We start from the raw sequence: 20,365 nt of genomic DNA on the forward strand, positions 1-20,365 counted from the left end.
TCCGTCAGGGCAGCGGGCTCACGCTGGCCAGGATCTCCACCCGGCGCCGGGCCGCGCCGCTGTCGAGGCTGTCGCGTGCAAGGTCGACACCTTCCCGCAGGCTTGCCGCATGGCCGGCCACGACCAGCGCCGCGGCGGCGTTGAGCAGGACCGCGTCCCTGTACGCCCCCGGCGCGCCGTCGAGGAGGGCGCGGAAGGCTCCGGCGTTATGCTCGGGCGAGCCGCCGAGAATGGCCTCGAAGGGATGGGGGGAGAGCCCCGCGTCCTCCGGGTGGACCTCGTGCTCCGTCACCTCGCCATGGTTCAGCTCGGCCACGAAGGAGGGGCCGGCGATGGACAGCTCATCGGTCCCGTCCGAGCCGTGGACGAGCCAGGCGCGGGTGCTCCCGAGTTGTCCCAGGGTCTCGGCCATGGGGCGGAGCAGGTGGGGGGCGTAGGCTCCGGTCAGCTGCCGGTCCACCCCCGCCGGGTTGGTGAGCGGTCCCAGAATGTTGAAGATGGTGCGGGTGCCCAGCTCGGCGCGGGACGGCATGACGTGCTTCATGGCCGGATGATGCATGGGGGCCATCATGAAGCCGATCCCGGCCTCCTGAAGGGCCAGCTCCACCGTGGCGGGGCCGACCATGACGTTGATGCCCAGCTGGGTGAGCGCGTCGGCCGCGCCGGACTTGGAGGACAGGTTCCGGTTGCCATGCTTGGCGACGGGGACGCCCGCGCCGGCGACCACGAAGGCCGTCGCGGTCGAGATGTTCAGCGTACCCTTGCCGTCGCCCCCGGTGCCCACGATGTCGATCGCGCCTTCGGGGGCGCGGACCCGGTGGCAGCGCGCGCGCATCTGCGCGGCGGCGGCGGCGATCTCCTCGACCGTTTCGCCGCGGGTGCGCAGGGTCATCAAAAAGCCGCCGACCTGGCTGGGCGTCGCGTCGCCTTCGAACAGGATGGAAAAGGCCCGCTCGGCCTCGGCGCGGGTGAGGGGACGTTCCACGGCCGTGGCGATCAGGGGCTTGAGCGCCTCGCTCATGCAGTCACCGGGAGCGTGTCGAGGAAGTTCCGCAGCAGCGCATGGCCATGTTCGGAGGCGATGCTCTCGGGGTGGAACTGCACGCCTTCGAGGGGCAGGGACCTGTGACGGAGGCCCATGATGGTGCCGTCCTCGAGCCAGGCTGTGACCTCGAGGCAGTCGGGCAGGGTCTCCCGTTCCACGATCAGGGAATGGTAGCGGGTCGCCTGGAAGGGCGAGGGCAAGCCGCGGAAGACGCCCGTGCCGTTGTGATGGATGGTGCCCATCTTGCCGTGCACGATCTCGTGGCAGCGGACCACGCGACCGCCCATCGCCTCGCCGATCGCCTGATGGCCGAGGCAGACGCCAAGCAGCGGCGTCCTCGTCTCGGCGGCGGCCTGGATGAGCGGAAGGCAGATGCCCGCCTGGGCGGGGTCGCAGGGCCCTGGGGACAGGACGATCCCATCGGGCCTCAGCCCCATCGCCTCCTGCACGTTCAGGGCGTCGTTGCGGCGGACGACGATCTCGGCCCCAAGTTCGCCGAAGTAGTGGACCAGGTTGTAGGTGAAGCTGTCGTAGTTGTCGATCAGCAGGAGCATGGCCGCACCTCCCGGCGTCCAAGGGGGTTTCAGAGGTCGCGTAGCCTGCGCTAAGGACGGACGCAACCCTGCGGCCGGGGACCGGGCCGCGTCAAGCAAGGGGGATGGGCTGTGCGAGGATTTGTAGGCGGCGCGCTGTCGGGTCTGCTGGTCGGGGCCGTGATCCTGGCGGTCCTGTCGGTCCTGGACTCCCAGCGGCCCGGCGATCCCCAATCCGGGGCTGTCCCCTCCGCGTCACCGGCCAACGTGCCGCAGGGCGACCCGTCCCGGCCCGACGCCCCCGGCCTCTCCGCCAACGATGCCCAGGCTGTTGCCCCAGCCGCGTCAGCCGATCCCGGGACGGAGGCGGACCCTGCCGCCGATCCCGGGGCCTCGATGGCGCGGGTGCCGGAGGCTGGCGCGGGCCGGAACTGACCGTCCCCTCCCGATCCCGGGCCGTCGCTAGGACCCGAGCCGGGCCGCCCGCCCGCCGCGCCGCCGGGTGAGCTGGCCCTGGCGGGCCGGAAGCTCCTCCATCAGCTGCCGCCGCGTTTCGGCCGTCATGGTCGGCCAGGCGGCGATCTCCGCCGCCGTGCGCAGGCAGCCGACGCAAAGGCCGGCCTCGGGGTGGATCACGCAGATCTTCCGGCACGGGCTCTGCGGCTCGGGGCGTTGCCACACCTCGTCAGTCATCGTGATCCTCCAGATAGCCCAGCCGGTCCAGCAGCCCCTGGAGAATGAACCCGGCCGCGACGCTGTCGATGATCTCGGCGCGACGCCTTCGGGACGTATCCGCCTCGAGCAGCGCCCGCTCGGCGGCGACCGTGCTCAGCCGTTCGTCCCAGAACATGATCGGGAGGTCGGTGAGCCGTTCGAGGTTGCGCGCGAAGGCGCGTGTGCTCTGGGCCCGCGGCCCCTCGCTGCCGTCCATGTTGATCGGAAGCCCGAGGACGAACCCCTTGAGGTCGCGGGACGCCGCAATCTCCAGAAGCCGCGCGGCATCGAGCGTGAACTTCTTCCGCCGCAGGGTTTCCAGCGGGGTCGCCACCCGACGCCGCAGGTCGGACAGCGCCACGCCGATCGTCACCGTCCCGAGGTCGAGGCCCGCCACCGCTCCGTCGCGCGGGAGGGCGGCGCGGAAGCTTGCGGCGTCCGGGCAGATCACGGCGTCAGTCCCGCAGAGCGTCCGGCGTCGTCCAGGACCGCCTGAGCCGCCGCATCGCCCTGGTGGGCTGCCTTGGCCTGGACGAGCGCATCCCGGGCGCCGTCCGTGTCGCCCAGCACCACGAGCGAGGTCACGAGCCGCGCCCAGTCCTCGGCCGGGCCGCCTTCGGAGTCGAGGCGCTGGCGCAGACCGTCCACCATGCCCTGGATCATCTCCTGGCGCTGCTCCGGCGTCATGTCCTGTGCCGCCGCGACCTCGGCCCCGGACGGGACGGGCTGCGCGGCCGGCACCTCGTAGTCGACCCCGGCCAGCCAGGCGACCTGCTCGATGTCGCCCTCGGCGAGGCGGCGATGCAGGTTGTCGGCGGGCGCGTCCTCCACGAGCTTGCGCCAGACCGGAAAGGCGCGATCCGGGCGGCCGGTCTGCGCCTCGAGGAGGCCAAGGTAGTAAAGGACGCCGAAGTTGTCCGGGTCGCCGTAATTGATCTTGGCCAGCACGGCTTCGGCCTCGGGGGTGACGACGCCGCCGGCGGCGGCGACCATCCGGTCCACCAGCGCCACGTAATCGTCCGGCGTCACGCTGTCGCCCTTGAGGGTGACGACGTGCTGCTGCGCTTCCTTTGCCTCCTTGTAGCGGCCCAGGCGCGCCTCGTGCAGCGACAGGAGCTCCCAGCCCTGGAGGTCGTCGGGGCGGGTCGGCACGACCCGGCGCAGCTCGTCCACCATCTCGAGGTAGTCCGCAGGCACGTCGGGGGGCGGCGTGGCCAGAAGGCTCGCCGCCTGCGCCTCGGCGTCAGCCTGGGACGGACGGTCGTCGCGCAGCCGCTGGGCGTCGGCCAGGCGGGCGGCGCGGGGGTCGTCCGGCGACCCGGGGTGGCCGATGCTGGCGTACAGCACGAGGCTGCCCATCACCACGAGGACAGCGGCGAGCACCGCGGCCGCCAGGCTCGCCAGGCGGGGCGCGGCCCGCAGCGCCAGCGGGCCAGCCCGGTCGGCGGCCAGGAGGCGGCGGGCGATCTCGGTCCGGGCGCGCTCGGCCTCGGCCGGGGCCAGGACGCCGCGGGCGAGGTCGCGGTCCACCTCGGCCAGCTGGTCGCGGTAGATGTCCTGGTCGGGCGAGGTCTCGCTTTCTCCCGGAACCGGAGCGAGCAGGGGCCGCGCCACCATCACCGCGACCAGGGCCGACAGCGTTCCCGCGACGATCCAGAAGAGCATCTCAATTCCCCCGCGCCCCCGGGCGCGCCGCCTATCTAGCCGCGTGGCGATTGTCGCGAAAGGTCGCAATCGCGAGGCGTTGCGCCGCAGGCCGCACCGCTTTTCAGCGCGCGAGCGCTCTAGTAGGACACGGCCCGCGGGCCGCCCAGGCTCCCAAGGGATGAGTCTCTCGAAATGCGTCGCTATTCCGTCTTTGCCCTCGCACGTGAAGGGTTCCGGCAGCACTCGGGCTGGGACCGCGCGTGGTCCTCGCCCGCCCCGAAGTCGCGCTATGACGTGGTCGTCGTCGGGGCCGGAGGGCACGGCCTCGCCACAGCCTACTATCTTGGCAAGAACTTCGGCATCACCAACGTCGCGGTGATCGAGAAAGGATGGCTGGGCGGTGGCAACACCGGGCGGAACACGACCATCATACGGTCGAATTACCTCCAGGACCCCTCGGCCGCGATCTACGAGAAGGCGCGCAGCCTGTACGAGGACCTGAGCCAGGACCTGAACTACAACGTGATGTTCAGCCCCCGCGGCGTCATGATGCTGGCCCAGACCCCGCACGAGGTCCGCGGCTACAAGCGCACCGCCGAGGCGAACGCGCTCCAGGGCGTCGAGACCGAGTTCATCGGGCCCGAGCGCGTCAAGGAGTTGTGCCCCATCATCCACATCGAGGGACCCCGGTATCCGGTGCTGGGCGCGCTCTGGCAGCCGCGCGGCGGCACGGCGCGGCACGACGCCGTGGCCTGGGGCTATGCCCGCGCCTGCACCGCCATGGGCATGGACATCATCGAGCAGTGCGAGGTGAAGGGCGTCCATTCGGCCAACGGCCACGTCACCGGCGTCGAGACCACCAAGGGCACGATCGGCTGCGACAAGCTCGCCATCGTCGTGGCGGGGCATTCCTCGGTGCTGGCGCAGATGGCCGGCTTCCGCCTCCCCATTGAGTCCATGCCGCTCCAGGCGCTGGTGTCCGAACCGATCAAGCCCTGCATGGACGTGGTGGTGATGGCCAACACCGTCCACGGCTACATGAGCCAGTCCGACAAGGGCGAGATGGTGATCGGCGGCGGCACCGACAGCTACAACGCCTACACCCAGCGCGGCTCCTTCCACCATATCGAGGAAACGGTTCGCGCCCTGATCGAAACCTTCCCGATCATCTCGCGGCTCAAGATGCTGCGGCAGTGGGGCGGGATCGTGGACATGACCGGGGACCGCTCGCCCATCCTGTCCAAGACCCCGCTTGGCAACTGCTTCGTCAACTGCGGCTGGGGCACCGGCGGGTTCAAGGCCATTCCGGGCTCGGGCTGGGCCATGGCCGAGCTGGTCGCCAAGGGCGAGCCCGGACCGCTTGCCGCGGCCTTCGGTCTGGATCGCTTCCGCGAGGGACGCTTCATCGACGAAAGCGTCGCTGCAGGGGTGGCGCATTGACGCTTATTGTTCACGAAGAAGGGAACCCGCCGGAAACGGGTCTCGTTGCCGTGTCGCACGACACAGCCACGGAGCTTTCTTCATGTCCGACCCAAATTTCTCCTCTCCGCCGCCCCCGCGGAGCTCGGGCAGCACGATCGCCTTCATCATCGGCGCCATCGTGGTGGTGCTGCTCCTGCTGTGGTGGTTCATGTCGGCCGGCGACAACACCGTCGCGACGACCGGCACCGAGGACGCCAACGTCACCGCAACCGAGTCGACCACCGAGGGCACGGCGGCTGAGGGCACGACCGACACCGCTGGCGGCGCGGCCAGCGACGCCGCGACCGGCGATACGGCCGCCACGACCGGAGGCGCCACGACTGGCGGAACCGACGCGACCGGCACGACGGGTGCGACGGGAACGGCGGGCGCCACTGGCGGCACCGATGCGACGGGCACCGGTGCGACGGGCACCTCGGGCACTGACGCGACCGGCACCGGCGCGACGGGCACGACGGGCGGCACCACGGGCGATGCGGCCACTGGCGCGGCTGGCGGCGCTGCGACCGATGCGGCCGATGCCGCGGCCGACACCGCAGCCGACGCGGCGACCGGCTCCGATGAGACGTCCGACACGGGCGGCATCACCGAAACTCCGGCGACCGAGGCCTCTCCCACCGAGGGTGACGCCGCTCCGGCCCAAGGCGGCACCGAGCCGGCCGACCAGTAAGGTCACGTTCGACGCTCCGACCCGGGGCGGCGCTTTGCGCCGCCTCTTCATCATTCCGTCCCCCGGGGGACGGGCGGGCTGCTTCCCGGACGGGGGGCAGCCTTTCTTCGTTTCCGATCACTCCGAGGAAATGCCGTGCTGACCCTCACCTGCCCCCATTGCGGGGTCCAAGCCGACGAGACCGAACTTTCGGCCGGTGGCGAGGCGCATCTCAAGCGCTTCGGCCCTGGCTCCTCCGAGGAGGAGCTGGAGGGCTATCTCTTTGCCCGCGAGAACCCCAAAGGCCCTCACTTCGAGCGGTGGCGACATGCCTATGGCTGCGGCAAGTGGTTCCTCGCCGCCCGCGACACCGCGACGAACCAGGTGTTCGGCACCTACCCGGCGTCCGAGGCCCAGCCGGCGGACACCCTGCGCGACCTCGTGACCGCCTCGCGGCCGGGCTGGATGTGGCGCGACTTCGGAGGTGAGGCATGAGCACGCGTCTGAGCCGCGGCGGCCGGCTGATCGACCGCACCCGTCCCCTGCGCTTCACCTTCGACGGCCACCGCTACCAGGGCTTCGCCGGCGACACCCTGGCGTCGGCGCTCCTGGCCAATGGCCAGATGCTCGTCGGGCGGAGCTTCAAGTATCACCGACCGCGCGGACTGGTGGCCTCGGGCCACGAGGAGCCCAACGGGCTCGTCAACCTCGGCGCCGGCGAGCGGATGGAGCCCAACCACCGCGCGACCGTGACGCCCCTGCGCGACGGGCTCACGGCGCTCAGCCAGAACCGCTTCCCCAACCTCGACCTCGATGTCGGGGCCGTGAACGACACCTTGCTGGCGCGGTTCATTCCGGCGGGCTTCTACTACAAGACGTTCATGTGGCCGCGTGCCTTCTGGAAGCACGTCTACGAGCCGTTCATCCGCCGGTCCGCTGGCCTGGGCCGCGTGCCGGAAGGGCGTGACCCCGACACCTACGAGCACTTCAACGTGCACGTGGACGTGCTGATCGCCGGGGGCGGCGTGGCGGGGCTGGCTGCGGCCCTTGCGGCGGCGCGGTCCGGCAAGCGGGTGCTCGTGCTCGAGCAGAACGGCTGGTGGGGCGGTCGCGCGGTCATCGACGACCCCGAGATCGACGGCACCCCGGCGGGCTACTGGATCGACCAGGCCGTCCGGACGCTGGAAGCCCTCCCGAACGTGCGCCTGCGCCTGAACACCCAGGTGAGCGGCGTCCACGACCACGGCTACGTCCTCGCCTGCGAGCATCTGGCCGAGAACGGCGGACCGCGGCAGCGGCTCTGGCGCATCCGGGCCGGTCGGGTGGTGGCCGCGAACGGCGCGATCGAGCGTCCCATCGCCTTTGCCGGAAACGACGTTCCGGGGGTGATGCTGGCCTCGGCCATGCGCGACTACCTCGTCAACTGGGGGGTGAGCGTCGGCGATCGCGTCGTGGTCGTGACCAACAACGACGATGCCTATCGCACGGCGCTCGCGCTGCATCGCGCGGGGCTGATCGTCCCGGTGATCGTCGATGCGCGATCCCGGCCGGACGGAGAGCTCGTGCGGCAGGCCCGCGATCTCGGCCTCCGGATCGAGGCCGGGCGGGGGATCGCCAAGGTCACGGGCCGGCGGAGCGTGACCGGCGTGAAGCTTTGCGCCCTCGCCGGCGAAGGCGCCGCGATCGAGGAGATCCCGTGCGATGCGGTCGCGATGTCCGGTGGCTGGACCCCCTCGGTCCACCTGTGGTCGCATTGCGGCGGCGGCCTCACCTGGGACGACGCGCGGGCGATGTTCCTGCCCGATCCCCGCCGTGCTCCGCGCGGGCCGGACGGTCAGGCGTTCGTCCACCCGGCCGGCTCGGTCGAGGGCGAGCTTCGCACCGGCGCCGTCATCGCCTCCGGCGCGCGGGCCGGGGCCGCTGCGCTGGGCGAAGAGGCCCCCGCCACCGTATCGGCCCACGACGCCGAGGAGGGACCGCTGCTGCCCGTCTGGGTCATGCCGCAAGGCGCCAAGACGGCGCTCAAGCGGAAGATGTGGCTCGACTTCCAGAACGACGTGAAGGTGTCCGACGTGGAACTGGCGGCCCGTGAGGGCTTCCAGTCGGTCGAACACACCAAGCGCTACACGACGCTCGGCATGGCCACGGACCAGGGAAAGACCTCGAACCTGAACGGCCTCGCCGTCCTGTCCTCGGCGCTTCACGTGCCGATCCCGCAGGTGGGCACCACGACCTTCCGTCCGCCCTACACGCCGATCACCTTCGGCACCCTCGCGGGCGTCGCCCGGGAGTCGCTGTTCCAGCCGGTCCGGCGGACCGCCATCCATGAATGGCACCAGCGTCATGGCGCGACCTGGGAGCCGGTGGGCCTCTGGCGTCGGCCCTTCGCCTATCTCCGGCCGGGCGAGGACGTCCATGCCGCCGTGACCCGCGAGGTTCTCGCGGTCCGGAACGGCGTGGGGCTCCTGGATGCCTCCACGCTCGGCAAGATCGTCGTGAAGGGGCCGGACGCGGGCCGCTTCCTCGACATGATGTACACCGGCGTGATGAGCACGCTTCCCATCGGCAAGTGCCGCTACGGGATCATGTGCAGCGAGAACGGGTTCCTGATCGACGACGGCGTCGTGATCCGGCTGTCCGAGGATACCTGGCTCTGCCACACCACCACCGGCGGCGCCGACCGCATCCACGCCCATATGGAGGACTGGCTCCAGACCGAGTGGCACCAGTGGAAGGTCTACACCGCCAATCTCACCGAGGAATGGACGCAGATCGCCGTGGCCGGTCCCCGCGCCCGCGAGGTCCTGGCCAAGCTGGGCGGCATCGACCTGTCCAGGGAGGCTCTGCCGTTCATGACCTTCGTGGAAGGCCAGCTTGGCGGCTTCGACGCCCGCGTGCACCGGATCAGCTTCTCGGGCGAGCTGTCCTACGAGGTTGCGGTGCCCGCGAACCAGGGCCTCGCGCTCTGGGAGGCGCTAATGCAGGCGGGGGCCGAATGGGGCATCACGCCCTATGGCACCGAGGCGATGCACGTCCTGCGGGCCGAGAAGGGCTACATCATGATCGGCGAGGAAACCGACGGGACGGTCATTCCGCAGGACCTCGGCCTGGGCTGGGCCATCTCGAAGAAGAAGGCCGACTACCTGGGCAAGCGCGCCCAGGAGCGGTCCTTCATGTCCTCCCCGGACCGCTGGAAGCTCGTCGGGCTGGAAAGCCTCGACAAGTCGGTGCTGCCCGAGGGGGCCTATGTGATCGGGCAGGGCCGGAATGCGAACGGCCAGCGCAACACCGAAGGACGGGTCACCTCGACCTACTTCTCCCCCACCTTCGACCGCGGGATCGCCATGGCGATCATCGAGAAGGGGCCCGAGCGGATGGGGCAGGTCGTCCAGGTATCGAACAGGGCCGGGCAGCCCATCGCGGCGCGGATCGTCGATCCGGTGCTCTATGACAAGTCGGGGGAGAAGCTGAATGGCTGATGTCGTGACCATGGCCGAGCCGCTGGGCATGATAAGCCTGCGCGGCGACCACGACGGGGAACGGCTGCGATCGGCCGTGACCTCGCTCACAGGGACCGCCTTCCCCGAGCGGCTGCGGATCGAGGGCACCTCCGAACGCGGCCTGGCCTGGATGTCCCCGGACGAGCTCCTGATCTTCGTCCCGCGCCAGGAGGCCGGGGCCGCGGTCGCGCGCCTTTCCGGGGACCTGGAGGGGGTTCATCACCTCGTGGCGGACGTGTCGGACATGCGGGTGTGCCTTCGCATCGATGGCCCCGGCGCGCGTGAGGTGCTGGCCAAGCTCACTCCCGCCGACCTGCATCCCGAGGCCTTCGGTCCCGGCGTGTTCCGCCGCAGCCGCCTGGGTCAGTTCGCAGCTGGCTTCTGGCTCGAAGGCCAGGGCGCCCGGGTGATCTGCTTCCGGTCCGTCGCGGATTACGCCCTGGCGCTCCTCAGGCAGTCGGCGGCGGACGGGGCGGTCGGCTACTTCTGAGTAGGCCAGAGTAGGTCCGGATCGGCCATTTTTGGCCGAGTCCCCGAGGTGTCCAGTTGTCTGATTCGGGTGCTTCTGCTATCTATAGGAGCACTCGCAAAGCATCGAACCCGGCCGGTGGCGAACCGGCCCTACAGGCCCGGCGCGGACCGGGCCGGCCCTCGCCGTCCGTCTCCATGCGGCCGCGAGGGCCACTTCGTTTGCGAGGATCGGTCGTCATCCGCGCACAGGACCCCGTGCGCCCGACCGGCCACCTGGGCCTTGACCTCACGGCGTCGTGGGCCTTGTTATGTCGCGCGCCGTACCGGCGCCCGAACAACAAGGAGCCGCGCCATGGCCTTCAGCCTTCCCGATCTGCCCTATCCGCACGATGCGCTTGAATCGAAGGGCATGTCCCGCGAAACCCTCGAGTTCCACCACGACCTTCACCACAAGGCCTATGTGGACAACGGCAACAAGCTGATCGCCGGCACCGAGTGGGAGAACAAGTCGCTCGAGGAGATCGTCGCCGGCACCTACCAGCCCGGCGCCGTCGCGCAGAACGGCATCTTCAACAACGCGTCCCAGCACTGGAACCACAACCAGTTCTGGCAGTGGATGACCCCCGGCGAATCGCGCATCCCCGGCGAGCTTGAGCGCGCCATCACCGAGTCCTTCGGCTCGGTCGAGGACTTCAAGACCCAGTTCAACGCCGCGGGCGTGGGCCAGTTCGGCTCGGGCTGGGTGTGGCTGGTCAAGGACAAGGACGGCAGCCTCAAGATCACCAAGACCGAGAACGGGGTGAACCCGCTCTGCTTCGGGCAGACGGCGCTGCTGGGCTGCGACGTATGGGAACACTCCTACTACATCGACTTCCGCAACAAGCGCCCGGTCTACCTCACCAACTTCCTCGACAAGCTGGTGAACTGGGAAAACGTCGCCTCGCGCATGTAGGAGCCTCTGGCCTTGCAGGTCCGACGGCCCGGTGGGGAACCGCCGGGCCGTTCGCCGTTCGGAACCCAGCGCTTTCGGGGCCAGTTTTGCTTCCGTCTAACGGAGGAAGCGAGATGCAGCTTGAGAACGGCACCTGGGTCCTGGTCCTGGACGGGACGAAGGCCCTGATCTTCGAGAACATCACCGACGGGCAGGACCCGAACCTCCGGATCGTCCGCAAGGAGGAGAACGCCGAGACCCCCGACGAGGATGTGGCCCGCGGGGTGAAGCGGACCGAGCCCGCAACGGGATCGACGTCGGACACCCATCGGTCGGACGAGCATCGGTTCGTCGAGGATCTGGCCGCGCAGCTCTACAAGTCCGCCCATCAGGGCAAGTTCGACAAGCTCGTGCTCGTCGCCGGGCCGAACCATATCGGCACCCTGCGCGCCAAGCTCCACAAGGAGGTCACCGACCGCGTGGTCGGCGAGATCCACAAGACGCTGACCGGACATCCCGTGGACCAGATCGAGCGGATCGTCTCCCAGGAGCTGACCAGCGCCTGATCAGGATAGGCTGGTCCGCAGGGCGGCGCCCAGGGCCTCCACGTCCGGGACGAAGGTCACGAAACTGTTCAGCGACGGCTCCGCGAACGACTCGGCCACCACATGGTCGAGGAGGGCGCGGAGCGGCTCCCAGTAGCCACCCACATTCAGGAGGTAGATGGGCTTGGCGTGCAGCCCGATCTGGCGCCAGGTGAGCACCTCGAAGAATTCGTCCAGCGACCCGGCCCCGCCCGGGAGCACGACGATCGCGTCGGCGTTCATGAACATGACCTTCTTGCGCTCGTGCATCGTCTCGGTGACGACGAGCCGATCCAGGTCCTGCCGGGCCACCTCGCGCGGAAAAAGGTGGCCAGGGATCACGCCCAGCGCCCGGCCCCCGGCGGCCTGGTGCGCGCGCGCCACCCGGCCCATGAGACCGACGTCGCCCGCCCCGTAGACCAGGCCCCAGCCATGGGTGGCGAGCATCCGGCCCGTCGCTTCGGCAGCATGGGCGTAGACCGGATCGCGCCCGTCGCGCGAGCCGCAATAGACACAGACGGAAGCGGGCAAGTCCGGACTCCTGCACAGAAATTTTGACCGTATGTAGCCGAGTGCTATGGTCCCGTCCAATCGGGGCGTTCCCGTGAGGTCAGGAGGACGGCGCCGTGGTGGACGGCAGCGGGCTGCGAGTCGGGCTTGCGACCCTGGGGGGCGCCTGCCTCCTCTCGGTCGCGGTCATTTTCGGGCTGCCTCGATTGCTCCCCCATGAGGAAGCCATGAACGCCGCCATGCCCGGCCTCGGGGAAGGCCGCGCCGCCGTTCCGGAAATCGATCCCGTCCCTGCGACCCTGGGGCCAAGCTTCGACACCGTACGGGTCGATCCGGATGGACGCGGCCTTGTCGCCGGGCAGGCCGAGCCTGGGGGTCGGATCGTCATTCTGTCCGATGACGATGTTGCCGCCGAGGCGACGGCCGACCAGGACGGGCGGTTCGTCGCTTTCGTGGACCTCGCCCCGTCGGACCTTCCCCGCACCCTCTCGCTCCGCGACGAGGCGGGCCAAGACTCCGAGCAGACGGTGATCGTCGCGCCGACGCCGCGCAACGCCGCGCCCGGCCCGACCGCCGGGCCCATGGTCGGGATGGAGGCCACCGCAAGAACAGCGGCACCTCTTACGACGGACGGACAGGCGCCACCTTCTGCAGAGCCCGAGCCTCCCCCGGATGTCGACGGAGAGACCGGGAACGCTGCGACGGAACGCGCGCTTGATGCGGGCCGCGCACAGGCCCCCGCGATCGCGTCCAGCGATGGCGCCGATGCCTTCGGCCCGACGGGGGCGATGGCTCCGCCGCCCGCCGTTGATCCCGGGCTCGCGGCTCCTTCGGTGGAGGCCGCGGCGCAGCCTCCGGTGCTCCTTTCGGACGAGGACGGCGTACGCGTCCTTCAGCCTGCCCTCGCGCCCGGTGCGGGGGCCGAGCTTCTGGCGACGGTGGCGCTCGATGCCATCACCTACGACGGCTCCGGCGAAGTGACCGTCGCCGGGCGGGGGGCTGGCGCGGCGGATGGGGCTGTGCGGCTCTATCTCGACAACCGGCCTGTGGCCGAGGCGCCCATCGGCTCCGACGGGGGATGGCAACTGGGACTCCCCGGCACGGCGCCGGGCGTCTACACCCTGCGCGTCGACCAGCTCAACCCCGCAGGGCAGGTCGTAAGCCGGATCGAGACCCCTTTCCAGCGCGAGGAGCGGGCCGACATCGCCGCCGTCATGGCCGAGGCCGAGGTGGTCGGCTCCTCGGTGGCCATGCGGACCGTCCAGCCGGGCAACACGCTATGGGCCATCGCCCGTGAACGGTATGGCGAGCCCCTGATGTACGTGCGCGTCTTCGAAGCGAACCGCGACCGCATCCGCGATCCCGACCTGATCTACCCGGGCCAGGTCTTCGTCCTTCCGACGACGAACGAACGCTAGGGGACCTGCCCGGATGGGCAGGCCGCGACCGCCCCCCTCGCCATTGCCGCACTCGCGCGCTAGGGTCCACCGCTGCAAAGCCAGGACCCAGCCATGCGCCGCCTTTCCGTGACCGACGAAGCCCTCCGCGCCGACCGCGCCACCAACTGGCGCACGGTGAAGCGGACGGCCCCGTATCTCTGGCCCGAGGGGCACCCCTGGGTGAAGCGCCGCGTCACCGTGGCCGTCGCCCTTCTCGTGCTGGCCAAGATCATCACGGTGCTCACGCCCGTGGTCTATGGCTGGGCGGTCGATTCGCTGTCCGAGGCGGGAACCGTGCCGGGCGGCGCGCTCGCGCTCGGCGCGATCGGGCTCACGCTCGCTTATGGCATGGCGCGGGTCCTGACCGTGGCGTTCCAGCAGTTCCGTGACGTGGTCTTTGCCCGGGTCGGGCAGCGGGCCCTGCGCCTCATCGCGCTGGAAACCTTCCGGCACATCCACGCGCTCTCGCTTCGTTACCACATCACCCGCAAGACCGGCGGGCTGAGCCGGATCATCGAACGGGGCGTGAAGGGCGTGGACTTCGTGCTGCGCCTGCTCGTCTTCTCCCTTGGGCCGCTGGTGCTGGAACTGGCGCTCACGGCCGGGATGCTCTGGTTCCTGTTCGATGCCTGGTACCTGTTCATCGTGGCGGTCACCATCGTCGCCTACGTCTGGTTCACCTTTGCGGTGACCGAATGGCGCGTGAAGATCCGCAAGGAGATGAACGAACAGGACACCCGCGCCAACCAGCGGGCCATTGACTCGCTCCTCAACTACGAGACGGTGAAGTACTTCTCGGCCGAGGACCGGGAGGCGCGGCGCTACGATGTCGCGATGGCCGCCTATGCCGAGGCTGCGGTCAAGACCAGCAACTCGCTGGCTTACCTGAACCTGGGGCAGGGGCTGCTCATCAACCTCGGGCTGATCGCGGTCATGGTGCTCGCGGCGCGCGGGGTGCAGGCCGGCACGCTGTCCGTCGGCGACTTCGTCATGGTCAACACCTACATGATCCAGATCACGACGCCCCTGAACTTCCTCGGGTCGATGTACCGCGACATCCGGCAGGCTCTCGTGGACATGGACGAGATGTTCAACCTTCTCGAGCAGCCGGCCGAAGTGACGGACCGCCCAAACGCCCAGGTGCTTCAGGTCACGGCCGGAGAGATCGTCTTCGACCGCGTCGAGTTCGGCTACGACCCCGAGCGTCCGATCCTCAGGGGGCTGAACCTCCGCGTGCCGCCGGGCCACAAGGTCGCGGTGGTCGGATCGTCCGGCGCGGGCAAGAGCACCATCGGCCGCCTGCTGTTCCGGTTCTATGACGTGACGGGCGGCGCCATCCGCATCGACGGCCAGGACCTGCGGGACGTGACGCAGGACTCGCTGCACGCCAGCATCGGCGTCGTGCCGCAGGACACGGTGCTGTTCAACGACACGATCGGCTATAACATCGGCTATGGCAAGGACGGCGCCACCCAGGCCGAGATTGAGGCCGCGGCAAGGGCTGCCCGCATCCACGACTTCATCCAGCGCCTGCCGCAGGGCTATCAGACCCAGGTGGGCGAACGCGGCCTCAAGCTCTCGGGCGGCGAGAAGCAGCGCGTCGGCATCGCGCGCACGCTCCTCAAGGACCCGCCCATCCTGATCCTCGACGAGGCGACCTCCGCGCTCGACACCGCGACCGAGGCCGACATCCAGGAGGAACTGCGCGCCATGGGCCGCGGCCGCAGCGTCATTGTCATCGCCCACCGCCTGTCCACGATCGCCGACGCCGACCGCATCGTCGTGCTCGAGGAGGGGCGGGTGATCGAGGAAGGCAGCCACGAGGCGCTCCTCGCGCGAGGGGGCCGCTATGCGGAACTCTGGTCGCGGCAGAGCCTTGACGAGGACATTGCCGCCTGAGTCCACCAACAAGGACCTGCACCGTGGACGACCGCCCCCGGGTCCAAGTGGAAATCAGGTTGCCAACGAAGTCGTGAGCGGTTACTCAGCGCTCATCCGTTCACATTCTGTTCACGACTTTTTCAGGGGAGCACCCCATGCATTCCTCGTTGTTCCGCACGGCGCTCGTGCTTGGACTTCTTTCGGCCATCGGGCCGTTCTCGATCGACATGTACCTGCCCGCGATGCCCGAGATCGGGGCTGGCCTTGGCGCCGCCGAGACCGAGGTGCAGATGACGATCACCCTTTATTTCCTGGCTTTCGGAATCAGCCAGTTCGTCTGGGGGCCGATGGCTGACGCCTATGGCCGCAAGCTCCCGCTCATCTTGGGGATCTCGCTCTTCGCGATCGGATCCATCGGCTGCGCGCTGGCCCCGACGGTGGAGTGGCTCGTCGCGGCACGGTTCATCCAAGGGGTGGGCGGCGCCTCGGTCGGGGTGGTCCCGCGCGCCGTGGTCCGCGACCGCTACACGGGGATCGAGGCGACGCGCCTGATGGCTCTGGTCATGCTCGTCATCTCGGTGTCTCCCATGCTCGCCCCGCTGGCCGGATCCCTGGTGCTCCAGTTCGGCGGCTGGCGCCTGATCTTCGGGGTGCTGGTCCTTGTGGCCGCGATGAGCCTCCTCGTGACGGTGTTCGGCCTGCCCGAAACCCTCCCGCGCGAGCATCGCGTCCCGGTCAACCTTCGTTCCATGGTGTCCGGCTGCCGCCGCCTTCTCGGGTCGGCCAGCTTCATGGGGCTGACGCTGGTGGGGGCCTTCGGCTTCGGGAGCTTCTTCGTCTTCATCGCCTCGGCCTCCTTCGTCTATACCGAGACCTTCGGCCTGACGCCGACGCAATTCTCCTTTGCCTTCGCGCTGAACGCCCTGGGCTTCTTCGCTGCGTCGCAGGTGGCAGCACCCTTGGGCCAGCGGTTCGGGATGATGCCGGTGATGAGGGCGGCGCTGTGGGGCTTCGCGGCGGCGAACCTCGTGCTGCTCAGCCTCACCCTGGCCGGGATGGGAACGCTGGCGACGCTGATGGCCTGCCTGTTCGTCGGGAACGCCTTCATGGGGCTCGTGATGCCGGTGACCTTCGTCATGGCCCTCGAGGAGCACGGCGACATCGCGGGCCTCGCATCCTCGCTGGGGGGAACGTTCCAGATGGTCACGGGCGCGCTGCTCGTGGCGCTGACCGGGCCATTCTTCGACGGCACCCCGCTTCCGATGGTGGCGACCATCGCGTTCTGCGCGGTGATGGCGCTGGTGATCGGGCTGGCCGTCCTGCGACGCGTGCCGGCCCTGGCCCTGCCCGCCGAGGGGTGATCCAGGGGCCCGGGGGGCTTGGCAGCCCCGACATTGCCGGGCTATGACGGGCGGGACTTCGGGCCCGCCCACGGTGCCCCTAGACCATGGGCCAAGGGGAGGTCCGCAGTGGCGAACACCAACGAAAGCTTTATCGACGAGGTCTCCGAGGCCGTACGTCGCGACCGGATCAATCTGTGGTTCCGGCGCTGGGGCTGGCTCGCGGCGCTGCTCGTCCTGGCGATCGTCGGGGGGGCCGGCTGGATGGAATGGCAGCGGTCCCGGACCGAAGCCGCCGCGCAGTTCCGTGGCGACGCGATCCTGACGGCCCTCGAGACCAGCGAGCCTGGGGATCGCCTGGCCGCGTTGTCCGAACTTCCTCATCAGGGCGACCAGGGTGTCGTGACCGCCCTGCTTCTCGCCTCCGAGCAGCAGGCGGCTGGCGACGCCGAGGCTGCGGCTGCCACGTTGAACGCCGTGGCCGCCGATGGGACCGTGCCCCCGCTCTACCGGGATCTCGCATCGCTCAAGGCGCTGATCGCCCAAGGCGACTCGGCGGATCCCGCCGCCCTGGAGGCGCTGGCCGCGCCGGGCGCGCCGTTCCGCCTGCTGGCGCTGGAACAGCTCGCCCTGGTCCAGCTCGACCAGGATCAGCGGGACGCCGCCATCGCCAACCTGCAGACGATCCGCGAGGATGCGGGCGTCACCTCGACGCAACTCGGGCGGGTCGAAGCCCTTCTGACCGCTCTGGGTGTCCCACCGGAGGATGCCGCGCCCGCGGCTGAGCTTCCGGCGCCGACCGGAGAATAAGACATGCGGAACAAGGGCCTGGGTGCCACCCTTCTTGGCGCGCTTTTGCTGTCGGCCTGCGGCGCGCCCGATGAGATCCTGCCGGGCGAACGTCTGCCGCTGCGGGCTGGAACGTTCTCGAACGCGGTGCCGGTCGCAGGGCCGCGCGGGCTCGCATTACCACCTGCTACGGCGAACGCGGACTGGACGCACCGGAACGGCGGGCCGGCGCATGTCGGCGGCCACCCGGCCCTGCCGGCTACGCTGGCGCTGGCCTTCTCGGTCCCGGTCGGAGAAGGCGACACCCGCCGCTCCCGCATCACCGCCGAGCCGGTCGTTGCAGGTGGCCGCATCTTCACGCTCGACGCGCGCTCGGTCGTGAGCGCCTTCTCGACGTCCGGCGCCCTGCTTTGGACGCGCGACGTCCGTCCGCCATCGGACGAGCGGGCCGACGCGTCGGGCGGCGGTCTCGCGACCGATGGGGCCACCATCTACGCCAGCACGGGCTACGGTCGTCTGAGCGCCATCGACGCATCCACGGGGGCCGTCCGCTGGACCCAGGATCTCGACGCGCCGGGATCCTCGGCCCCCACGGTCCTTGGTGACCTGGTCCTCATGGTGGCACGCGACAGCCGCGCCTGGGCGCTCGAGACCTCGACCGGCCGGATCCGCTGGCAGGTGCAGGGCCTCCCGTCCACGGCGACCTGGGCTGGCGGCGCCGGGGTCGCGGCACGCGGCGACATCGTCGTGCTGCCGCATCCGTCGGGCGAGGTCCGAGGGGTCTTCCCGGAGGGTGGTCTTGTCCGGTGGACAAGCCTCGTGTCCGGCACGCGGCCCGGCTCGGCGGCCGGCTACGCGGCCACCGAGATCGGCGGCGACCCGGTGCTCGCGGGGTCCACCGTTTACGTCGGCAACTACTCGGGCCGTCTCGCCGCGCTGGACACGGCCACCGGCGAGACCTTCTGGTCCATCCCGGAAGGCGCGCAGTCCCCGGTCTGGCCCGCCGGCGACTCGGTGTTCTTGGTCAACGACTTGGGCGAGCTTCTTCGCGTGGAGGCTTCGACCGGCGGCGTGATCTGGCGCGTGCCCCTGCCGCGTGCGGAGCATCGTCGGGGCGTGACCGCCTTCTTTGGCCCCGTCCTCGCGGGCGGACGGCTCATCGTCGCCAGCACGGACGGCGCGCTCCGCCAGTTCGATCCGACCACCGGCTCGGCCTTGGGCGATGTTGCGTTGCCCTCTGGCGCGGCTTCGGCCCCTGTCGTCGCGGGATCCACGCTCTACATCGTCACCGAGGACGGGCGCCTCAACGCCTTCCGCTAAGGACCTCGCATGAGTTTCACGCTCGCCATCGTCGGGCGCCCCAACGTGGGCAAGTCCACCCTGTTCAACCGCCTCGTGGGCAAGAAGCTTGCGCTGGTGGACGACCAGCCGGGGGTCACGCGCGACCTGCGGGAAGGGCAGGCCCGGCTGGGGCCGCTGCGCTTCACCGTCATCGACAGCGCCGGGCTGGAACAGGCCACCGACGACTCCCTCCAGGGGCGCATGCGCCGCCTGACGGAGCGCGCCGTGGAAGAGGCCGACGTCTGCCTGTTCCTGATCGACGCGCGCCAGGGCGTCACCCCGACCGATGAGGTGTTCGCCGATATCCTGCGCCGCAAGAACGCGCATGTGATTCTCGCCGCCAACAAGGCGGAAGGACGGGCCGGCGAAGGGGGCTACCTCGAAGCCTTCTCCTTGGGCCTGGGCGAGCCGATCCGCCTGTCCGGCGAACATGGCGAAGGCATGGAAGACCTTCTTTCAGCCCTGATGCCGATCGCCGACGAATTCGAGGCGCGCGAGGCCGAAGCCGCCGAGCTGGCCCCCGAGACGGATGTCGACCTGGGCTGGTCCGGTGAGGAGACCGACGAGGACGAGGGTGCGCCTTCCGAGGACTGGCGGCCGACCGAGAAGCGGCCCCTCCAGATCGCCGTGGTCGGCCGGCCCAACGCGGGCAAGAGCACCCTGATCAACCAGATCCTCGGCGAGGAGCGGCTCCTGACGGGACCCGAGGCCGGAATCACCCGCGACGCGATTTCGATCCCGACCACCTGGGAGGGAACCCCGGTCCGCATCTTCGACACCGCCGGCATGCGCAAGCGGGCGAAGGTGCAGGACAAGCTGGAGAAGCTCTCCGTATCGGACGGCCTCCGCGCCGTGCGCTTTGCCGAGGTCGTCGTGGTCCTCCTGGACGTCGATACCCCGTTCGAGCAGCAGGATCTCCGCATTGCCGACCTCGCCGAACGGGAGGGTCGGGCGGTCGTCATCGCGGTGAACAAATGGGATCTCGCATCCGACCGCGAAGCCCGGCTCCAGGCGCTCAAGGAGGCGTTCGAGCGGTTGCTGCCCCAGCTCCGGGGGGCGCCTCTCGTCACCGTCTCGGCCCGGACCGGACGTGGGCTCGACCGTCTGCACGCGGCGATCCTCCGCGCCCATGAAGTATGGAACCGTCGCATCTCGACCGCGCAGCTGAACCGCTGGCTCATGGGCATGACCGAAGCGCACCCGCCGCCAGCCCCTGGCGGGCGCCGGATCCGGATGCGCTACATGACACAGGTGAAGACCCGGCCGCCGGCCTTCGTGATCATGTCCACCCATCCAGACGAGGTTCCGGCGAGCTACGAACGCTATTTGGTCAACGGGTTGCGGGGCGCCTTCGACCTGGACGGAACGCCGATCCGCCTGTTGCTGCGGGACCGGTCCGAAAAGAACCCGTTCAAGGGCCGAAAGGCGCCGCGGGTGACGGCCCTGACCAAGCACCTGAAGAACGAACGGCCCTGATCGGGCCTCGGCCGTCGGCGGCGACAGGATGGG

20 protein-coding genes are annotated in these 20,365 nt (G+C 69.8%); 14 read left to right on the forward strand and 6 right to left on the reverse strand.

Annotated elements, in window-relative coordinates; translation table 11 throughout:
* Nucleotides 1-4 precede the first annotated feature (4 nt).
* Both trpD and J3P31_RS05785 read right to left on the reverse strand, forming a co-directional pair.
* Nucleotides 5-1,021 carry an anthranilate phosphoribosyltransferase gene (gene trpD / locus J3P31_RS05780; RefSeq protein WP_210527456.1) on the reverse strand — a complete coding sequence of 339 codons (1,017 nt, stop codon included), beginning with the start codon at nucleotides 1,019-1,021 and terminating at the stop codon, nucleotides 5-7.
* Nucleotides 1,018-1,599 (reverse strand): anthranilate synthase component II, encoded by a 582-nt coding sequence (locus J3P31_RS05785; RefSeq protein WP_210527457.1) that lies wholly within the window; start codon nucleotides 1,597-1,599, stop codon nucleotides 1,018-1,020. Before J3P31_RS05785 ends, trpD begins: the two co-directional genes overlap by 4 nt.
* Nucleotides 1,600-1,710: 111 nt before the next feature.
* On the opposite strand from J3P31_RS05785, the gene J3P31_RS05790 reads away from it, so the two are divergent.
* Nucleotides 1,711-2,013, forward strand: coding sequence for a hypothetical protein (locus tag J3P31_RS05790; RefSeq protein ID WP_210527458.1), 303 nt, complete (start codon nucleotides 1,711-1,713; stop codon nucleotides 2,011-2,013).
* 27 nt (nucleotides 2,014-2,040) lie between these two features.
* On the opposite strand, the gene J3P31_RS05795 is transcribed toward J3P31_RS05790, so the two are convergent.
* The 3 genes from J3P31_RS05795 to ccmI are packed head-to-tail and all read right to left on the reverse strand — an operon-like array spanning nucleotide 2,041 to nucleotide 3,957.
* Entirely contained in the window at nucleotides 2,041-2,271 is a 231-nt protein-coding gene (locus J3P31_RS05795; RefSeq protein ID WP_210527459.1) for a DUF1289 domain-containing protein, read from the reverse strand.
* Entirely contained in the window at nucleotides 2,264-2,743 is a 480-nt protein-coding gene (gene ruvX / locus J3P31_RS05800) for a Holliday junction resolvase RuvX (protein ID WP_210527460.1), read from the reverse strand. Before ruvX ends, J3P31_RS05795 begins: the two co-directional genes overlap by 8 nt.
* Nucleotides 2,740-3,957, reverse strand: a complete 1,218-nt coding sequence (gene ccmI, locus J3P31_RS05805) for a c-type cytochrome biogenesis protein CcmI (protein WP_210527461.1) — start codon at nucleotides 3,955-3,957, stop codon at nucleotides 2,740-2,742. Before ccmI ends, ruvX begins: the two co-directional genes overlap by 4 nt.
* Nucleotides 3,958-4,131: 174 nt before the next feature.
* Here ccmI and J3P31_RS05810 point away from each other — a divergent pair, with 174 nt between their 5' ends.
* The 7 genes from J3P31_RS05810 (at nucleotide 4,132) to J3P31_RS05840 (ending at nucleotide 11,538) form a co-directional block, all read left to right on the forward strand.
* Nucleotides 4,132-5,379, forward strand: coding sequence for a sarcosine oxidase subunit beta family protein (locus tag J3P31_RS05810; RefSeq protein ID WP_210527462.1), 1,248 nt, complete (start codon nucleotides 4,132-4,134; stop codon nucleotides 5,377-5,379).
* An 82-nt stretch (nucleotides 5,380-5,461) separates the two neighbouring features.
* Nucleotides 5,462-6,091 carry a hypothetical protein gene (locus tag J3P31_RS05815; RefSeq protein WP_210527463.1) on the forward strand — a complete coding sequence of 210 codons (630 nt, stop codon included), beginning with the start codon at nucleotides 5,462-5,464 and terminating at the stop codon, nucleotides 6,089-6,091.
* Nucleotides 6,092-6,226: 135 nt separating this feature from the next.
* Nucleotides 6,227-6,565 (forward strand): sarcosine oxidase subunit delta, encoded by a 339-nt coding sequence (locus J3P31_RS05820; protein WP_210527464.1) that lies wholly within the window; start codon nucleotides 6,227-6,229, stop codon nucleotides 6,563-6,565.
* Nucleotides 6,562-9,549 carry a sarcosine oxidase subunit alpha family protein gene (locus J3P31_RS05825; protein WP_210527465.1) on the forward strand — a complete coding sequence of 996 codons (2,988 nt, stop codon included), beginning with the start codon at nucleotides 6,562-6,564 and terminating at the stop codon, nucleotides 9,547-9,549. The genes J3P31_RS05820 and J3P31_RS05825 overlap by 4 nt, the downstream gene beginning before the upstream one ends.
* The gene (locus J3P31_RS05830) at nucleotides 9,542-10,060 is read left to right on the forward strand and encodes a sarcosine oxidase subunit gamma (RefSeq protein WP_210527466.1); all 519 of its coding nucleotides are present in this window, start codon (nucleotides 9,542-9,544) and stop codon (nucleotides 10,058-10,060) included. The genes J3P31_RS05825 and J3P31_RS05830 overlap by 8 nt, the downstream gene beginning before the upstream one ends.
* A gap of 333 nt (nucleotides 10,061-10,393) precedes the next feature.
* Nucleotides 10,394-10,993 (forward strand): superoxide dismutase, encoded by a 600-nt coding sequence (locus J3P31_RS05835; RefSeq protein ID WP_210527467.1) that lies wholly within the window; start codon nucleotides 10,394-10,396, stop codon nucleotides 10,991-10,993.
* Between the two features lie 113 nt (nucleotides 10,994-11,106).
* Nucleotides 11,107-11,538, forward strand: a complete 432-nt coding sequence (locus tag J3P31_RS05840) for a host attachment family protein (protein WP_210527468.1) — start codon at nucleotides 11,107-11,109, stop codon at nucleotides 11,536-11,538.
* Here the strand turns inward: J3P31_RS05840 and J3P31_RS05845 are convergent, their stop codons facing one another.
* Nucleotides 11,539-12,087 carry an LOG family protein gene (locus tag J3P31_RS05845; RefSeq protein ID WP_210527469.1) on the reverse strand — a complete coding sequence of 183 codons (549 nt, stop codon included), beginning with the start codon at nucleotides 12,085-12,087 and terminating at the stop codon, nucleotides 11,539-11,541. It lies immediately after the preceding gene.
* A 206-nt stretch (nucleotides 12,088-12,293) separates the two neighbouring features.
* Here J3P31_RS05845 and J3P31_RS05850 point away from each other — a divergent pair, with 206 nt between their 5' ends.
* The 6 genes from J3P31_RS05850 (at nucleotide 12,294) to der (ending at nucleotide 20,332) form a co-directional block, all read left to right on the forward strand.
* Nucleotides 12,294-13,484 carry an Ig-like domain-containing protein gene (locus J3P31_RS05850; protein ID WP_210527470.1) on the forward strand — a complete coding sequence of 397 codons (1,191 nt, stop codon included), beginning with the start codon at nucleotides 12,294-12,296 and terminating at the stop codon, nucleotides 13,482-13,484.
* 93 nt (nucleotides 13,485-13,577) lie between these two features.
* Entirely contained in the window at nucleotides 13,578-15,404 is a 1,827-nt protein-coding gene (locus J3P31_RS05855; RefSeq protein WP_210527471.1) for an ABCB family ABC transporter ATP-binding protein/permease, read from the forward strand.
* A 137-nt stretch (nucleotides 15,405-15,541) separates the two neighbouring features.
* Complete coding sequence (locus J3P31_RS05860; RefSeq protein ID WP_210527472.1) at nucleotides 15,542-16,747, forward strand: multidrug effflux MFS transporter; 1,206 nt, start codon at nucleotides 15,542-15,544, stop codon at nucleotides 16,745-16,747.
* A gap of 108 nt (nucleotides 16,748-16,855) precedes the next feature.
* A complete protein-coding gene (locus J3P31_RS05865) occupies nucleotides 16,856-17,536 on the forward strand; it encodes a tetratricopeptide repeat protein (RefSeq protein ID WP_210527473.1) in 681 nt (226 codons plus the stop codon).
* A 3-nt stretch (nucleotides 17,537-17,539) separates the two neighbouring features.
* Nucleotides 17,540-18,835, forward strand: a complete 1,296-nt coding sequence (locus J3P31_RS05870; RefSeq protein ID WP_210527474.1) for a PQQ-binding-like beta-propeller repeat protein — start codon at nucleotides 17,540-17,542, stop codon at nucleotides 18,833-18,835.
* Between the two features lie 9 nt (nucleotides 18,836-18,844).
* On the forward strand, nucleotides 18,845-20,332 hold the full coding sequence (gene der, locus J3P31_RS05875; protein ID WP_210527475.1) for a ribosome biogenesis GTPase Der: 1,488 nt from the start codon (nucleotides 18,845-18,847) through the stop codon (nucleotides 20,330-20,332).
* Nucleotides 20,333-20,365 lie beyond the last annotated feature (33 nt).

This window comes from Rubellimicrobium arenae, assembly GCF_017916275.1.
GTDB lineage: Bacteria > Pseudomonadota > Alphaproteobacteria > Rhodobacterales > Rhodobacteraceae > Rubellimicrobium > Rubellimicrobium arenae.

Coding starts and splice junctions, on each gene's coding strand:
- J3P31_RS05850 (WP_210527470.1), top strand. CDS start 12,294: ATGAACGCCGCCATGCCCGGCCTCGGGGAAGGCCGCGCCGCCGTTCCG.
- J3P31_RS05830 (WP_210527466.1), top strand. CDS start 9,542: ATGGCTGATGTCGTGACCATGGCCGAGCCGCTGGGCATGATAAGCCTG.
- J3P31_RS05825 (WP_210527465.1), top strand. CDS start 6,562: ATGAGCACGCGTCTGAGCCGCGGCGGCCGGCTGATCGACCGCACCCGT.
- trpD (WP_210527456.1), bottom strand. CDS start 1,021: ATGAGCGAGGCGCTCAAGCCCCTGATCGCCACGGCCGTGGAACGTCCC.
- J3P31_RS05835 (WP_210527467.1), top strand. CDS start 10,394: ATGGCCTTCAGCCTTCCCGATCTGCCCTATCCGCACGATGCGCTTGAA.
- J3P31_RS05795 (WP_210527459.1), bottom strand. CDS start 2,271: ATGACTGACGAGGTGTGGCAACGCCCCGAGCCGCAGAGCCCGTGCCGG.
- J3P31_RS05840 (WP_210527468.1), top strand. CDS start 11,107: ATGCAGCTTGAGAACGGCACCTGGGTCCTGGTCCTGGACGGGACGAAG.
- J3P31_RS05870 (WP_210527474.1), top strand. CDS start 17,540: ATGCGGAACAAGGGCCTGGGTGCCACCCTTCTTGGCGCGCTTTTGCTG.
- J3P31_RS05860 (WP_210527472.1), top strand. CDS start 15,542: ATGCATTCCTCGTTGTTCCGCACGGCGCTCGTGCTTGGACTTCTTTCG.
- J3P31_RS05855 (WP_210527471.1), top strand. CDS start 13,578: ATGCGCCGCCTTTCCGTGACCGACGAAGCCCTCCGCGCCGACCGCGCC.
- J3P31_RS05810 (WP_210527462.1), top strand. CDS start 4,132: ATGCGTCGCTATTCCGTCTTTGCCCTCGCACGTGAAGGGTTCCGGCAG.
- J3P31_RS05785 (WP_210527457.1), bottom strand. CDS start 1,599: ATGCTCCTGCTGATCGACAACTACGACAGCTTCACCTACAACCTGGTC.
- der (WP_210527475.1), top strand. CDS start 18,845: ATGAGTTTCACGCTCGCCATCGTCGGGCGCCCCAACGTGGGCAAGTCC.
- ccmI (WP_210527461.1), bottom strand. CDS start 3,957: ATGCTCTTCTGGATCGTCGCGGGAACGCTGTCGGCCCTGGTCGCGGTG.
- J3P31_RS05815 (WP_210527463.1), top strand. CDS start 5,462: ATGTCCGACCCAAATTTCTCCTCTCCGCCGCCCCCGCGGAGCTCGGGC.